The 15,446-nt window shown below is 45.4% G+C and carries 14 protein-coding genes; 13 read left to right on the forward strand and 1 reads right to left on the reverse strand.

Annotated elements, in window-relative coordinates; translation table 11 throughout:
• Positions 1–152: 152 nt before the first annotated feature.
• From FFR00_RS07235 to FFR00_RS07245, 3 genes are all read left to right on the forward strand, one after another.
• Complete coding sequence (locus FFR00_RS07235) at positions 153–839, forward strand: tetratricopeptide repeat protein (RefSeq protein WP_137672723.1); 687 nt, start codon at positions 153–155, stop codon at positions 837–839.
• Positions 840–999: 160 nt separating this feature from the next.
• Positions 1,000–1,929, forward strand: a complete 930-nt coding sequence (locus FFR00_RS07240) for an alpha/beta fold hydrolase (protein WP_161985119.1) — start codon at positions 1,000–1,002, stop codon at positions 1,927–1,929.
• Positions 1,930–2,449: 520 nt separating this feature from the next.
• Positions 2,450–3,184: a hypothetical protein gene (locus tag FFR00_RS07245; RefSeq protein ID WP_137672725.1), complete on the forward strand. Its 735-nt coding sequence runs from the start codon at positions 2,450–2,452 to the stop codon at positions 3,182–3,184.
• A gap of 15 nt (positions 3,185–3,199) precedes the next feature.
• Here the strand turns inward: FFR00_RS07245 and FFR00_RS07250 are convergent, their stop codons facing one another.
• Entirely contained in the window at positions 3,200–3,979 is a 780-nt protein-coding gene (locus FFR00_RS07250; RefSeq protein WP_137672726.1) for a response regulator transcription factor, read from the reverse strand.
• Between the two features lie 231 nt (positions 3,980–4,210).
• Here FFR00_RS07250 and FFR00_RS07255 point away from each other — a divergent pair, with 231 nt between their 5' ends.
• The 10 genes from FFR00_RS07255 (at position 4,211) to FFR00_RS07300 (ending at position 15,299) form a co-directional block, all read left to right on the forward strand.
• Positions 4,211–5,797: an arylsulfatase gene (locus FFR00_RS07255; RefSeq protein ID WP_373681405.1), complete on the forward strand. Its 1,587-nt coding sequence runs from the start codon at positions 4,211–4,213 to the stop codon at positions 5,795–5,797.
• A 148-nt stretch (positions 5,798–5,945) separates the two neighbouring features.
• Entirely contained in the window at positions 5,946–7,181 is a 1,236-nt protein-coding gene (locus FFR00_RS07260; protein ID WP_235836174.1) for an anaerobic sulfatase maturase, read from the forward strand.
• Between the two features lie 12 nt (positions 7,182–7,193).
• On the forward strand, positions 7,194–7,700 hold the full coding sequence (locus tag FFR00_RS07265; RefSeq protein WP_137672728.1) for a hypothetical protein: 507 nt from the start codon (positions 7,194–7,196) through the stop codon (positions 7,698–7,700).
• Positions 7,701–7,731: 31 nt separating this feature from the next.
• Positions 7,732–8,742: a hypothetical protein gene (locus FFR00_RS07270; protein ID WP_137672729.1), complete on the forward strand. Its 1,011-nt coding sequence runs from the start codon at positions 7,732–7,734 to the stop codon at positions 8,740–8,742.
• A 66-nt stretch (positions 8,743–8,808) separates the two neighbouring features.
• A complete protein-coding gene (locus tag FFR00_RS07275; protein ID WP_137672730.1) occupies positions 8,809–9,792 on the forward strand; it encodes a MoxR family ATPase in 984 nt (327 codons plus the stop codon).
• 8 nt (positions 9,793–9,800) lie between these two features.
• On the forward strand, positions 9,801–10,772 hold the full coding sequence (locus tag FFR00_RS07280) for a DUF58 domain-containing protein (protein WP_137672731.1): 972 nt from the start codon (positions 9,801–9,803) through the stop codon (positions 10,770–10,772).
• Positions 10,769–11,344 carry a DUF4381 domain-containing protein gene (locus tag FFR00_RS07285; protein ID WP_137672732.1) on the forward strand — a complete coding sequence of 192 codons (576 nt, stop codon included), beginning with the start codon at positions 10,769–10,771 and terminating at the stop codon, positions 11,342–11,344. The genes FFR00_RS07280 and FFR00_RS07285 overlap by 4 nt, the downstream gene beginning before the upstream one ends.
• Positions 11,337–12,356: a VWA domain-containing protein gene (locus FFR00_RS07290; RefSeq protein WP_137672733.1), complete on the forward strand. Its 1,020-nt coding sequence runs from the start codon at positions 11,337–11,339 to the stop codon at positions 12,354–12,356. The genes FFR00_RS07285 and FFR00_RS07290 overlap by 8 nt, the downstream gene beginning before the upstream one ends.
• Positions 12,349–14,028 (forward strand): VWA domain-containing protein, encoded by a 1,680-nt coding sequence (locus FFR00_RS07295; protein WP_137672734.1) that lies wholly within the window; start codon positions 12,349–12,351, stop codon positions 14,026–14,028. The genes FFR00_RS07290 and FFR00_RS07295 overlap by 8 nt, the downstream gene beginning before the upstream one ends.
• Positions 14,028–15,299 (forward strand): BatD family protein, encoded by a 1,272-nt coding sequence (locus tag FFR00_RS07300; protein ID WP_137672735.1) that lies wholly within the window; start codon positions 14,028–14,030, stop codon positions 15,297–15,299. The genes FFR00_RS07295 and FFR00_RS07300 overlap by 1 nt, the downstream gene beginning before the upstream one ends.
• Positions 15,300–15,446 lie beyond the last annotated feature (147 nt).

The following is a 15,446-nucleotide window of genomic DNA, read 5'->3' on the forward strand; positions in this document are numbered from 1 at the left end:
TTGTGATCTTAACACCTGTTTCTTTATTTTTTCTCTCCTAGTTGATTCATCGCAAATAAGTATTTATTCACTATTTTCTAAAGGGATTAGTGTGTTAGCTTTGCCGCGTTGTCTTATTTGGTCATTAGGCAACGGTCAACAAAGGATAAAAAATGAAAAAAACAATGTATTGCCTAGCAAGCTGTATTGCAGCGGCGTTTATTGTCGGTTGTAGCAGTTCAGATAATGCTAGTGATAGTTCAAACCAACAAGTACCAGCCGTAGAATGTTCGCAAGAGTGCGCTCAAGCAGAATTCGAATTAGCTCAACAGTTTCATAAGGGCGAAGGCGTAGAACAAAGCTACGATACCGCTTTGGCTCATTATTTAACTTCTGCTACTGCGGGTAACCCTGCAGCAATGACTCAACTTGCGGTGTTGTACCGTGAAGGCTTGAGCAGCCAAGGAGTACAAGCTGAGGAAGCGGTTAAGTGGCTAACCGCTGCGGCTAAGCAACAAGATGGTGAAGCGCAGTTTCTATTGGCTGAGCATTACTGGGACGGCTTAGGCACAGAGCAAGATTTTGGTCAGGCTGAATACTGGTATAACCAAGCAGCTTTAAACAAACAAAAAGATGCGGCTTATCTATTAGGCTTACGCTACTTTGAAGGCGAAAATATGGATGAAGATCCAGAACAAGCCTATGTATGGATGTCTATTGCAGCCTTGTTAGGCCACGGTAATGCACCTGGCGACCGTGACTTTTTAATTGGCGAAGAGCTTGATATGACGCAAAAGAAATCTGCGTGGAAAGAAGTGGCTCGCTTAATTGAAAAAATGGGTATTGAGGTACCGTGGTAAGCGCGATACTCGCCTAAGATCACACAAATAACACCAATTAGGTGTGGATAAAGAGTTAGTGTTGAAATGAGGTTAACTTGGTCATAATTTCAGCAACATTAACTCCTTTTTAACTGGCTTTATTGTATAGTAGTTCTACCCCTTAAGTGGAGGAATGACGATGCTATATCTGATAGAGTTTTTGTTGTTTTTACTGCTACTGGCAGCCCTTGCCTTACCTTTCTACCGTAACCAAGAAGTCTTTGAACTTGACGAATTGGAGCCGGAGGATCTCCCTGGTCAGCATGTTCAATTAAGCCTCGGTGTAGTGCATTTTCATCGAGTAGGGCAGAAAACCGCTCCTACGGTGATATTGGTGCACGGCTTTGCCGCATTCTCATATGTGTGGGAGCGCAACGTGAATAGCCTTGTTCAGCAAGGTTACCAAGTGATTAGTCTTGATTTGTATGGTCGAGGATACTCCGCAAGGCCTAATACCAGCTACAGTCGCCAATTGTTTGTTGATCAAATCTTAGAGTTGCTAGACGACCAAGAGATTCAAGAGCCGGTATATTTGGCAGGTCTCTCTATGGGTGGGGCAATTTGTGTGAGTTTTGCAGAGCAATACCCACATCGGGTTGCAGGCTTGATTTTGCTCGCGCCACTGAATACCCCTCCTCATATCTCACCGATGCCGACGCCAATAATAGGCGAGTATATTGCCTACAGCTTTTTTGTACCGAACTTGGCTAAAAAGCAGCTAGAGGATTTATCGAATCCTGAAAACGCCTTGGATTGGGCGCAGCAGTTTGAGCCACCGTTACGTTACTTTGGCTATCGGCGCGCTTTATTGGCTACCCTGCGCGACTTAATGCAAGAGCCTATGATGGCGAGCTATTACGCCTTAGCAGACAAAAATATCCCATGTTTATTACTATGGGGGACGGCCGATAAGCAGCTACCAGTTTCACAGGCTGGCAAAGTAAAAGAAGCCTTAGGCAGTCATTGTGAACTAGTGTTGGTGCAGGGAGCGGGTCATGCTTTGCAATATGAATACAGTGAGCAAGTAAATCAGCACATTGCAGGCTTTTTAGCTATCCAGCCCAAATAGAAGCGTTAATACGTATTAGCCGCCATAGCGATATCTCAGTCTATGGCCGGCTTTTTACATTTCTTTAATTGTTTCATTTAGTGAAACAACCCTTGTCACTCAGCCGCCTTAATCCACTGCTCCTCTCTAGGTATTCTATTGCCCGTTGTAGAGCCTTGCTTGGCTTTCGCGTTGAAAAGGGCGGGTAAAACTTGTCCTTATATTAATGCCCGGAGTTTGGGCAATTTTTTTGTGGATTAAACAATGACTAAACGTGTTTATAAAAGAATAGCAATCGCCCTGTTTGTCAGTGTTGTTCAGCTTAATAGTGCGAATGCTTTTTCTTTTGACAGTATTCGAGGTTCTGCGACAGGGAGTTATTGCGTATCGATGGATGGGCGAAACACTCCATTAACATTTAGTAGTTCGGTATGCCCAAACGGTTATCGATGGGTAGGACTATTTACCAAATAGCTTAGCTTTGATTAGAGCTAGCATACCGTCACCTAGTGACATTATAAAAATAAAGAAGAGAATCATTTTGAATAAATCCGTAATCGCCTTAACTGTTTTAGGCGCTACCTCATTGACTGTTAATGCCGCCGATATCGAGAATCAATATAACCCCGATTTTGGTGCCTATCTTCAGTATAACGACAGTGGTGTTTGGGAAGGTGGTGTGAGCATCGCGCTATCGGAACAGGCGCGACTGCAATTAATGATGGATGATGATGGTTGGGCAGCATTAGAAGTGAGCGGCACGGTAGATATTGATGATACCCGCCATATGTGGTTTGCCGCAGAATATGGCCGTTTTGACGCGCCGCAAGAATTTGAACATAGCAGCGATAACTATTTTATGGCTACCGCTTTGTTTAACCAACAACTCGGTGAGCATTTCAGCTTCTACCTAGGTGGTGCTTGGGAGCAAGGTAAAGGCAGCACTGTCGTGTATGGTGATGAGACGAGCTTTGGCGAATCAACCGATTATACCGACTTACAAGCTAAGGCTGGTATAGCGGTAGATTTAACGCATAGCATTACTATGGCTTATGACTACACCCACCATAATGTCACGCGAGATGATGTATTTGCGATGCAAGGGATTGTGGACGACAGGCATCGCTGGAATGAACATGAGCTCGGCTTTTATGCGCAAAACGTAGCAGGCTCTAACATTTCACCTTACATAAAGGCAGTGCACTACAACGGTAATGGCGGTTCACCAATAGAGACTGATACCAGCGTCTGGTTAGGTGTTGCGGTAGGTTTTTAAACTTGGATGAAGGCCTTAGTCGGCAATTAAATCATGCTGAGCTGCAAACTTGACCAGCTCAGTATTGGTTTTAACGCCTATCGCTTCCATGATGCGATACTTATGGGTTTCAACAGTGCGGTGACTAAGGTTAAGCAGCTCTGCGCATTGCTTAGCCGTGCGGCCAGCAGCTAGATGACTAAGTACCTGCAGTTGCCGTTTACTTAAGGCTGCGAGGGGATCTATTACGTAGTTTATCTCGTTAGACTCTTTGCTGAGGTTACGCGACAAAATCGCGTAGCGCCATGAACATACCCATAACTGACATAGTAGTTTCAAGCGTAACAGCTGTTCATGATCAGGTGCTTGTATTTTTTCATCGTAACTACTTACGGATAAACCTCCCCACAGCTTTCCATGAATTTCTAATGGGATCATTGCGTGCCAACGAACCCCTTCTTTATCCAAGCGTTTAAGTACGGCATTGTTGGTTTTAGCAAAATCATCCGCAGAAAAGGTAGTAACGCTTTTCAGTTTACGTAACGAGTCAAAATAGCTCTCAGCATCATCTTCATAAAACGATAGCTGAAAGTTAGGAATGCCAGCAGCACGGGTCATAGTAATGTATTGCTTGAGGTTTACCTGTGGCCGACTAGCAGGATACAAACTTAGCCTATCTAAGTTAAACAGCTCTAGTGCTTCTACAGCAGATTTCTCCAACATCTTTTCAAATTGCTGGTTGGGCAACTCGATTAAACGCGAGGTGTGCGTAAGCAATAATTGCTCAAACTGGGCGTCAAAACTCTGCTTAGTCATTCTATCTGCTTAGTGGAAGGGCTCGCGGCGATTCTAACTAAGCAGGGCTGGGCATGCAATTTAGTGTCTGCAAGGTTTCTCCATTACTGGCGATAGCCCGCAAAAAACATGATCTAAACAACATTGGCGGTGAATACTGTTTTTTTTTACGTAGTTCTACTGATTACAGCTTACAGCCAGCTTACTAGAGTAGCGTTTCCTTGTTGTTTTGATGACTGTAAAGGCAATTCCATGCTGATAACTAAAAAAAGAAGCTTAATTCAAATGGCGGTAGGGCTTGCGTTAGCCTCTACGGCTACTGCGAGTTTCGCCACTACCGATACATCTCGACCAAACATTCTCGCCATTTGGGGCGATGATATTGGGATAGACAACCTTAGCGCATATACGCGCGGTCAAGCAGGGCACTGGACGCCAAACATCGATCGTATCGCCAATGAAGGCGTATTGTTCACCGACTTTTACGGTGAAAACTCTTGTACTGCAGGTCGCTCAGCGTTTATTACTGGCCAGCACCCAATGCGCACAGGTTTAACCAAAGTAGGTTTACCGGGCGCTAAAGAAGGCATGCGCCCTGAAGACCCAACGCTAGCTACTATGCTTAAAGATAAAGGCTACGTTACCGGTCAGTTTGGTAAAAACCACCTTGGTGACCTTGATGAGCAATTGCCTACTGCCCACGGCTTTGATGAGTTCTTTGGTAACCTTTACCATTTGAATGCTGAAGAAGAGCCTGAGCACGAAGATTACCCGAAAGAAGCTTGGTTCAAGAAAAAATTTGGCCCTCGTGGGGTGATTCACTCATACGCTGATGGCCGAATTGAGGATACTGGTTCACTAACGCGTAAGCGTATGGAAACCGTAGACGAAGAGTTTTTAGCGGCAACTTTGCAGTTTATCGACAAAGCACACCAAGATAAAAAACCATTCTTTGTTTGGTTTAACTCAACCCGTATGCACGTTTGGACTCACTTAAAAGAAGAGTCTAAAGGTTTATCTAAGCGTGGCGGTTTGTACGGTGACGGTTTAGTTGAACACGATAATATGGTTGGCCAACTGCTTGATAAGCTTGACGAGCTAGAAATTGCTGACAATACCATTGTGTCTTACACCACCGATAACGGCGCAGAAAAATTCTCATGGCCTGATGGCGCAACAGCGCGTTACCGCGGCGAGAAAAACAGTACTTGGGAAGGCGGTTTCCGTGTACCTGCAATGATTCGCTGGCCAGGACAGATTCCAGCTGGTCAGGTGGTTAACGAAATCGGCGCACATAATGACTGGATGCCAACCTTTATGGCGGCAGTAGGCGAAGAAAATATTGCTGCCGATCTTAAAAAAGGCACCAAGCTTGATGGGAAAGACTACAAAGTTCACCTAGACGGCTACAACCTACTACCTAAGCTAAAAGAAGCAAAAAGTACCACCGCTGACGACAACAGCGATTGGCCGCGTAAGTCGTTCTTCTACGTAACTGATGGTGGTGATATTTCTGGCGTTCGAGTAGGTGACTGGAAAATCCTTTACAGTGTTCAAGAATGTACAGGCCTAGAAGTATGGCAGTGTCCGATGAAGGAGCTACGAGTTCCTTATATTTTCAACCTTCGCCAAGACCCATATGAAGCAGCTCAAACTGGTTCTGGTTTCTATGAATCATGGATGTTTGACCATGTACCTTATTTATACATGGGCGCAGCGGTTACCGGTGAGTGGCTACAAACTTTTAATGAGTTCCCGCCGCGACAAGTTCCAGGTTCATTTAGCATCGATAAGATTGTTGAAAAAATGAATATTTGGCAACGAGCTCAATACAAATAGTACTTAGCGACTAAATTGAGAACAAGGACGTTACCTCTAATCTATTTGGGGGTAGCGTTTTTTATTTAAGAATTAATGATGGTAACGCGTGATGACAAGTTCAACAGCTCAACTTTTTCAGGGAAAACCAGTACAACGGATGAACATAATGACCAAGCCAATTGGTCCAAAGTGCAACATCGACTGTAAGTATTGTTACTACCTCTCAAAAGAGCAGTTACTTGACTACGAAAAAGGGTGCAGTCCGGCAATGGATGCTGAGATGTTAGAAACCTATATTCGCAGTTACATTGAACAACATAATTTTCCAGAAATTGTATTTCATTGGCAGGGCGGCGAACCCACCTTGCTCGGTGTCGACTTTTTCCGTGATGTGGTGCGTTTGCAAAAGCAATACTGCCCACCGGGTGTCAGTATTGAAAACAACCTGCAAACCAATGGCACCTTATTAACCCCAGAGTGGGGGCGTTTTTTAGCCAAGCATAAGTTTTTAGTGGGCTTAAGCATCGACGGCCCAGAGCTTATTCACAATACCTATCGAACCAATAAGGCGGGGCGTGGTACCTTTCGTCAAACCATGAAAGGCCTAGAGGTATTACACAAATATAAAGTCAATTTTGCCACCCTGACCTGTGTTAACAATGTATCGGCCAATGCGCCAGTAGAGATTTATCGTTTCTTACGCGATGTGGTTAAGTCACCGCAAATGCAGTTTATTCCTATTGTTGAACCTAAAAGCTTTCGCAATACCGCTCCTCAATTTTGGTCTGCCAGTGAAACGCCGTTTGTAGGTATGCCGGAAACTGACCCTAGTCACCCAGATTCAATCATGGAGGCGTGGTGCGTTTCGGCCAAGCAGTGGGGCGATTTTTTATGTGCCGTATTCGACGAGTGGTTTCAAACCGACGTTGGCGTAATCAACGTACCCTATTTTGAAGCTTGCATTGAAACATGGATGGGACGAGTTAACCCCTTATGTACCCACGCACCTATGTGTGGCAAGGGCTTAGCGATTGAATCTAACGGTGATGTATTTTCTTGCGATCACTATGTTTATCCCGAATACAAGCTAGGCAACATTAACGATAGCAGCTTAGAGCAGCTACAGTTTTCAGATAAACAGCAGCAGTTTGGCAAAGCCAAAGAAGCCAGCCTACCGAAGCAATGCCGTCAATGTGATTACCAATTTGCTTGTTTTGGAGAGTGTCCGAAAAACCGAATACTTAAAACCCTAGAGGGTGAGCGCGGGCTAAGTTACTTGTGTACGGGTTGGAAGCAATTCTATCGCCACATAGACCCGTACATCACCATTATGGTGAAAGCCATGGGTTACCCGGTACACAAAAAAATTAACAGCACAGCAATGGCCTTAACCTTCAAGTAAGCGGAACAAAAAATGAAAAAATTTATTCTAGTAACAGTATTGCTGGGCTTATTACAGCCAGCTTTAGCTACGGCAAATGAGTTGTTTCCGCAAGAAGCGCTCAGCGAGAAAACCAGCTTAGCCTACCAAACCATGTCTAGCCGTTACACTGCCTATGCGCAGTTATTTAATGGCTGCCAAAACCGCGAGCAGCAGTTACCCGAGTGCCAAGAACCTTTTCAAAAAGCCCAAACCGCTTACATTCAAGCGAAAAGCAATTACGACACCATAGAGATGATGGAGCATCCTAGCTTTAAAGCATTATTAGCACCTAGTGCCGCGTTGCCAGAGCTGGCTAGTGACCTAAACTTGTTAGGTTACTTAGATAATCAGTTGTCTATCAGTGAAATGACTCAAACCGAACTATTATATGGATTAAACCAATGGTTACAGGATAACCGCTTCCCTAAAACCGACCAGATCTACTTGTTGCATAGTCAGTTAGTTAGCACCGAACGTTTAGCGAAACAGACACCGTAACGAATAATTCTCTGGTTTAGGAGTGTATTGAATGACACCGTTTTTATCACTGAAAAGTTTGTGTTTAAACCTCGCATTAGCTTGCTTTGCAATAAGTGGCCCGGCAATAAGTAGCCAACAAAATACGCAAGATTCATCTGAATTAGCGTTATCGCAGTTGGCTCAAGACATCAATAAATCAGTTGAACATCGTAGCGAAGCCGTTCGCCAATTAGGGCAGTTTTCTGGAGCGAATGCCTTAATAGCGATTGCACGAGCCAGCCGCGATCAGCATGTTGAGCTGCGCTTGGCATCTATCGACGCTGTTGAGCAATGGAGTGAGGTGGCTAAATGGGACGTCGTTTCTCCATTGGTGAACGATTCATCTGGCGAGGTGCAAGCCGCAGCAGGTAGAAGCCTGGTGCCGCTATGGTCAAAATTAAACAGTCAGCAGCAACAAGCTATTCAGCCGGCCGTTGACCACTATCTGAGACAAATTCAGCAAGCTGATGACAGCGTTGCAACCTGGCTAGAAGTTGCGTTAGTGGCTCAATATCAGCAGCGCAATCTTACTGCCATTAAAGCCTATCAAAAAGTGTTATCGGTAGAGCCTAAAACTGAACAGGCGGTGATTCAAATGGCCGAGACTTACCGTGTGGAAGGAAGTAACAGTAAAGCGACTAAAACTTTGTTGAGCGGTTTAGAGGAAATGCCCAAAAGTGGTGCTATTGCTCATAGCTTGGGTTTGTCTTTTTACCGAGAACAACAGCTTAAACAAGCCGGTATTTTACTGAAGCGCGCGGTAGAGCTTAGCCCCAATAACCCGCAATTTTCTTATGTTTATGCCTTGTTTATTCAGCAAAATGCACCGCAGCAAGCAATAGCACTGCTTAAACATGCCGTTGAAAACAGCCAATCACCTCAACATCTTTATGCCTTATGTGATTTGTATATCCAGCAAAAGGATCCCTTGGCAAAGCCTTGCTTAGCCAAACTTAAATCATTAGCGCCGGCGTCAATCTATCAGGAATTACAGAACAAATATTCTCAATCTACCTTGTAGTTTTTGCGGCTTACTTTCGTACTCTTTGGGGTAAGTAATGCCAGTATTTTATATTTTGGAGGTTTTGTGGAACACACTCAATTAGCCGTTAACTCGTTAATATCTCAAGTTGAACAAGCGGTAATTGGTCAGCGCCATGTGGTTGAATCGCTGGTGATTGGTTTGCTAACCAATGGCCATGTATTGCTTGAAGGTTTGCCCGGTACGGCTAAAACTCGTTCGATTAAAGCACTGGCAGATGTGCTAGATACCTCCTTTGGGCGAATCCAGTTTACGCCTGATTTACTGCCATCAGATGTTACCGGCACCGAGGTTTACCAAGAGCTAAACGGCAAACCCCAGCTGCATTTTCAAGCTGGCCCAGTGTTTAACTCTATTGTCTTGGCTGATGAAATTAACCGAGCGCCAGCTAAAGTACAGGCAGCACTGCTCGAAGCCATGGCCGAGGGCACCATTACAGTCGGTGATAAAACTCATCAACTACCGCCACTGTTTATGGTACTTGCTACCCAAAACCCAGTTGAGCAAGAGGGCACGTATCCGCTGCCAGAGGCGCAAATGGATCGCTTCATTATGAAAGTGGAGGTGAGTTACCCCGACGACCAGGCTGAGCGTGAGATTATTCGTTTAGTACGTGGCGAAGAATCGGCCAAGCAGTTAGCGAAGCAACAGCAGCAAATTAAACACATTTCACCAGAGATGATTTTAGCTGGGCGAGCCGAGTTAGCAGAGATTGAGGTATCTGAAGTAGTGGAGAACTACATTGTAGCGTTAGTGATGGCCACACGTCATCCGCAACGCTACCCAGAGACATCTCTTGCCCAATGGATTGAAGTCGGGGCCAGCCCGCGCGCATCCATTGCTTTAGATAAATGTGCACGTGCCCATGCCTGGCTAAAAGGGCGTAAGCATGTATTACCAGACGATGTACGCGCTGTTGCTCACGCTGTTTTAGGCCATAGAATTAGCCTAAGTTACCAAGCCTTAGCCGATGGTTGTGACGCCAAGCAGCTGGTCAATGACTTGCTCGATAATGTGTTAATTGCCTAGGAGTTTCTATGGTCGAGGCTAGCAATCAGGGCTTGTTAAAACCGCAATCACATAATAGTGATGGGCGAATTTACGCCCAGTATTCTCGTTTAATTAAGCTGCGTGGCCAAATTGGCGCATTTTCCTTATTGCCGCATCTAAAGTCGGGCAGTGTATTAAGCGGCCGCCATAGTTCTAAGTTTCGTGGGCGAGGACTTAACTTTGAAGAGTTGCGCCATTATCAGCAAGGTGACGATATTCGAAACCTAGATTGGAAAGTGACCCTGCGCACTGGTAAACCACATGTACGTACTTATACCGAAGAGAAAGATCGCAGTGTGATGCTGTGTGTAGACCAAGGCAGTAGCATGTTTTTTTCTTCTTTAGATACCATGAAGTCGGTAGTGGCTGCTGAACTAGCGGCACTGGTCGCATGGCGAAGCTTGAAAGATAACGACCGCGTAGCGTGGATGATCAACGGCAGTGACGGGTTTAGTTCAATAAAGCCACAGCGTGCTCAAGCACGTTTACTCGCAGCGTTGGAGTGTTTAAGTCAACACAACCAAGCTTTAAGCGCACATAGCAAAGACATTCAAACATCTAGCCTAAGTGCCAGCTTACAACAGCTTATGCGTTTAAAGCTTAAAGATAACATCATTGTGATACTGAGCGACTGGCAGCATACCAGCGAGCAAGAATTGTCTCAATTCAAGTACCTACAGCAACATAACGATGTATTGGCAGTATTGATTAGTGACCCTATGGAATACGCAGTGCCGAGCCAGAGTAAAGGTTGGGTGATGAGTGACGGCCAATCACAAATTAACTTACAAGGTGGTGCAAAGCTGGCTAAAGCCAACCAACAACTGGCTAAGCAAGGTGAATTAAAACACAGCCAGCTAAAACAGCTAATGGCTTTAAAAAACTTACCGCTGATTGAAGTGGATACTAGCGGTGAGCACATTAGTCAGTTTTGTAAAAGCTTGGGAGGCTTGAAATGAGCACTCATATTCCGCCTAGCTCTTACATGCTAAAAAACTTTGCTGAAATTGATGTTTTACCAGTGGTGAGCTGGTGGCCGCAAACCCTGGGTTGGCAATTGCTCGCCCTTTGTTTGGTATTGTATGCGGTTTTTCACCTGGCGAAGTACTTACATTTTTGTTGGTTGAACCGTTATCGAAAAGAAGCCTTAAGCGCCTTAGCTGGCGTTGGCGAGTTACCCACAGAGCAGCAAGCAACACGAGTATTTTTTGTTCTGAAAACCGTATTGGCTTATTTGGAGCCTAGTATGGCTAAAGCCAGTGGCCATGAGTTTTTAGGGCTACTTGATGAAAAACTCGTGGCTGAGCATCCGTCGTCAACAGTCCCAAACAATCAGTTTTTCGATGGAGGCTTTAACAAGCCACTCGGCGAACGCTGGCAGCGTAGTTTGTTTGATTCTTCGCAAGTGTTGAGCGAGCCGCAGTTGAGCGACTTATTGTTACTGAGCGAGCATTGGTTAAACCACCACCAAGGGCCTAAGGCATTTTCTCTGCGGGCGTTTTGGCGTAAACAGGCGGCGCATCATGCTTAGTATTGCTTGGGTGAATACCCTAGAGTTTACGGCACCGCTGTGGTTTTTGGTGTTGCCACTGCCGCTATTGGTTTATCGCTTACTGCCTGCTTATCGCACCAAGCAAAGCGCAATTCGAGTACCTTTTTTTTCTTCTTTACTGCAAGCCTTAGATGAAAAACCCAGCTCTGGTGCCAGTGAATTACGGCCGCATTGGTGGCAACGGGTGATTTTGCTACTGAGTTGGTTATTAGTGGTTAGTGCGTTAGCTAAGCCGGTGTTATTGGGCGAAGCGCAAACTCGAGAGCAGTTAGGACGAGATGTAATGATGGTATTAGATCTTTCTGGCTCTATGGATGAACGAGACTTTATGTCGCCACAAGGGCAAGTTATTAGTCGTTTAGATGCCGCTAAAGGCGTGCTGAATAACTTTGCCGAACAGCGTAAAGGCGACCGACTAGGGTTGATTTTATTTGGCGACGCGGCGTTTATTCAAAGCCCATTTACCGCCGACTTAACGGTTTGGCAAGCCTTGTTGCAACAAGCTGAAGTCGCAATGGCGGGGCAGAGTACCTATTTAGGAGATGCAGTGGGTTTAGCGATTAAAAGCTTTGAAAATAGCGATGATGCCGACCGCGAAAAAGTAGTGATTGTATTAACCGATGGTAATGACAGTGGCAGCTTTGTAGAGCCCTTAGATGCAGCCAAGGTAGCTGCCGCCAAAGGTGTGCGTATTCATAGCATTGCCATGGGTGACCCAAATACCGTTGGAGAAGCAGCCTTAGATATGGATGTCATCAATAGATTGGCCAGTTTAAGCGGCGGTCGCTCTTTTCAAGCCTTAGACCAGCAACAGTTAAATGAGGCTTACCAACAAGTTGATGAGTTGGAACCCCAGTTGTTTAACAGTATTAGTTACCGACCCAAACAAGCCGTGCATTTTTACCCAATAGCGCTGGTGTTAGTGATGTATTTGCTGGCCTTTTCAGTGATGACCTTTCGCCAGCTAGTGAGAGGTAACACCGATGTTTGATGGATTATTTTGGCAACAAATAATAAGCCAGTTTCATTTTATTCGCCCATGGTGGTTACTGTGTTTACTGCCATTTTCGGCCATTGTATGGGTTCGTTGGCAACGCGAGCAGCAGAGCCAAGCACTGGTTGACTTACCTAAACACCTACGTAAAGCCTTAACTGTTGGGGATGCGGGGTGGAAAAAGTTATTGCCACTTAAGTTGTTAGCGCTAATGGCTCTGCTGGCTATTGTAATGAGTGCAGGCCCAACGTGGCAGCGACAGGCCTCGCCTTTTGGTGAAGACAAAGCCTCGTTATTGATTGTACTCGACAACAGTTTATCTATGCTGGAGCAAGATATTGCCCCCAGTCGTATTGAGCGGGCAAAACAGAAAGTGTCTGATTTATTAGCGCTGCGTGCAGGAGGTAAAACCGGTTTGGTGGTGTTTGCTGGCTCTGCTCATTTAGCCATGCCGCTCACCGAAGACAAAGCAGTGTTTGCGCCATTTTTAGCCGCTATTGACCCCGATATTATGCCACTAAGTGGTAAGTCTGCAGCCAGCGCATTACCGTTGATCGAACAGCAATTTGCAGCAAGCCAACAAACTGGGTCTGTGCTGTTAATTAGCGATGGCGTTGATACTGAAGCGATAAGTGCTTACCAGCAATTTTTTGCCAAACATCCACAGCAATTGTTGATACTCACTATGGCCAACAGCAATAGTGGGCAAGCCGACATAGCCTCATTAAAACAGCTCGCAAATACCAGCAATGGGCGTATGCAGCCAGTCACTATCGACGCAGACGATGTTCAATGGTTAAACCAACAAGTAGAGCGGCACATGCAGCTAAGTGGTGACTCCGCCATGCCATGGCAAGATATGGGGTATTACTTGTTGTTTCCATTTAGCATTTTGATTTTACTGTGGTTTAGGCGCGGTTGGTTAGTGCAATGGTGTTTAGTGGGGTGTGTCGGTTTATCGTTAGTCACCTCTCCGAATGCGTTTGCAACCATGGTCGAAAGCAAGGCGCAAACACCTCTCGCCGAGGAAACGTTGTGGAGTAAAAGCCAACAAGCTTGGATGAGTTTGTGGCTAACCAGCGACCAACAAGGCCAATGGTATTTTAATCGATACCAATATGAAAAAGCAGCCGAGCGTTATACTCAACCATTGGATAAGGGCGTGGCTTACTACTATGCTAAGCGCTTCGATTTAGCGCACCAGTACTTCCTACAAGTAGAGTCTAGCGATGCTTTGTTTTATGCCGCCAACGCCTTAGCCCATCAGCGTGAGTATATTGCGGCGCGAAATCTCTATCAGCATATCTTAGATAAAACACCTGATCATTCAGCCGCTCAGCATAATCTGGTAGAAGTGCAAAAAATCATTGATGAAATTAACCAATTTAGTGAAAGCCAAACCAGTTCTCCAGATGAGCCTGAAGGCTCTATAGCGTTGCCCGATGACCAGCCACAAACTTCAGACGGTGCCGATGAGCAGGTAATGGCTCATGATATGCGTAGCCAAACGCTGACCGCCGAACAGCTGCTTGGCAGTGAAGAGTTAGCCGACAAATGGTTACAGCGGGTTGAAGCCGATCCCAAGTTGTTTTTAAGAAGCAAATTTCGCGTTCAGCAACAACAAGCGGTGTCTAAAGCGGCTGAGCTAGCAAGCAAAGGAGAAGGGTGATGAGAGAGGTAAACACTTACTATTGCTTGTTATTGTTGGTTGTTAGCGCAGTATTTTGTAGTTTTCCAAGTGTTGCCAACGAATTAGATTCACTGATTGCTAATAAGCAACTGGAAGTAAGGTCGTGGGTAGCATTAGGGGATAGCGATGAACCCTCTGATAAGGTGCTAAACGTTGCTGTAAAACAGCAGGCTGTTTTATACATAGAGGTGGCTACTACACGTTGGTTCACCAGTGGGACGCGCATCGGTAGTATCGATGTGCCTAACTTGATTGCTAAGCAGCGTAACTTACTGGCGACTAACTACACTGAGCGCCGCAATGGTGAAACATGGTCCCGTCAGCGCTGGGAGCTAACCTTATATCCGCAGGCTTCAGGTGAGTACACGCTTCCCGCGATCCCTCTGCAAATTAAAGTGTCTACAGCGCCAGGTAAAGAGGCCAGCGGATTTGTGTACACTCAGCCACATAGGCTCAATGCGATGATGCCAACGGGTTTGCTTAATGAAAATGACCAGTGGACAGTGGCCAGCGATATAGAAATAAGCCAAGAGTGGGTGCTTAGTAATAGTGAGTTGGTTGCCGGTGATGCGATTACTCGACGGGTACAAATCACCGGGCAAAATACCTTATCAATTCTGCTGCCCGATCTTTTAGATAATGAGCTCAATCAGCTTTATCAAATGTACCCCAAACCTAATCATCTCAACGATAGTAGTGCTCGTGGTGACTACCGTTCGCTTAAACAGCAAGAGCAAGTGTATTTGTTGCAAAGCGGTGGTGAGTTGGCGTTGCCGCCGTTAACGCTAAATTGGTGGGATACCTCAAGCAATAGTCTCAAGGTTCTGCGTCTGCCGGGGCGGAGTTTTAGTGTAAAACATAGTTTGAGTTCTTGGCTTCACGCTCATCAATATGGCTTAACTGTTAGCCTTGTGGTGTTGCTTGCAGTGGCGATATTACTTTGGCGAATAGGAGTTTATTACCGCCATCATCCTTTGCCTAGCAATGTAATGTTTGTGCAGGCTTTAGTGTCTAACAATCAACAACAGTTGCGCCGTTTGGTCTATCTACGATTAGCCAAGTACAGCACTACGCAGCAGCTGAGTGAATACCTGCGTACCGATAAATGGGCCAGATTAGCCGAGCAAGCCCAGCAAACAGATTGCTCTCGTCTAACCTGGTGGTTTATTTGGCGACAAATACACTCGCTTAAGGTTAACAAGCTTTTAAAATGGAAAGCCTTGCCAAACTTACAAAAGCCGCCATGTTAGCGAATGCCTCTGCCTTCGCAGAAAAGGTGCTTGCAAGGCTAGTTAACAATCATGTTACATATGGACATATTTGTTATTAATAAACTTGCCATTTATTGACTTGCCGTAGATACTAAATTTGAATGATTGTTAACGGCAATACGATAA

The sequence above is a fragment of the Agarivorans sp. Toyoura001 genome (genome assembly GCF_005405585.1).
GTDB lineage: Bacteria > Pseudomonadota > Gammaproteobacteria > Enterobacterales > Celerinatantimonadaceae > Agarivorans.

Excerpts from the sequence above, each read along its gene's own strand:
- FFR00_RS07260 (WP_235836174.1), top strand. The coding sequence starts at position 5,946 with ATGACCAAGCCAATTGGTCCAAAGTGCAACATCGACTGTAAGTATTGT.
- FFR00_RS07270 (WP_137672729.1), top strand. The coding sequence starts at position 7,732 with ATGACACCGTTTTTATCACTGAAAAGTTTGTGTTTAAACCTCGCATTA.
- FFR00_RS07240 (WP_161985119.1), top strand. The coding sequence starts at position 1,000 with ATGCTATATCTGATAGAGTTTTTGTTGTTTTTACTGCTACTGGCAGCC.
- FFR00_RS07300 (WP_137672735.1), top strand. The coding sequence starts at position 14,028 with ATGAGAGAGGTAAACACTTACTATTGCTTGTTATTGTTGGTTGTTAGC.
- FFR00_RS07265 (WP_137672728.1), top strand. The coding sequence starts at position 7,194 with ATGAAAAAATTTATTCTAGTAACAGTATTGCTGGGCTTATTACAGCCA.
- FFR00_RS07290 (WP_137672733.1), top strand. The coding sequence starts at position 11,337 with ATGCTTAGTATTGCTTGGGTGAATACCCTAGAGTTTACGGCACCGCTG.
- FFR00_RS07285 (WP_137672732.1), top strand. The coding sequence starts at position 10,769 with ATGAGCACTCATATTCCGCCTAGCTCTTACATGCTAAAAAACTTTGCT.
- FFR00_RS07235 (WP_137672723.1), top strand. The coding sequence starts at position 153 with ATGAAAAAAACAATGTATTGCCTAGCAAGCTGTATTGCAGCGGCGTTT.
- FFR00_RS07255 (WP_373681405.1), top strand. The coding sequence starts at position 4,211 with ATGCTGATAACTAAAAAAAGAAGCTTAATTCAAATGGCGGTAGGGCTT.
- FFR00_RS07295 (WP_137672734.1), top strand. The coding sequence starts at position 12,349 with ATGTTTGATGGATTATTTTGGCAACAAATAATAAGCCAGTTTCATTTT.
- FFR00_RS07280 (WP_137672731.1), top strand. The coding sequence starts at position 9,801 with ATGGTCGAGGCTAGCAATCAGGGCTTGTTAAAACCGCAATCACATAAT.
- FFR00_RS07250 (WP_137672726.1), bottom strand. The coding sequence starts at position 3,979 with ATGACTAAGCAGAGTTTTGACGCCCAGTTTGAGCAATTATTGCTTACG.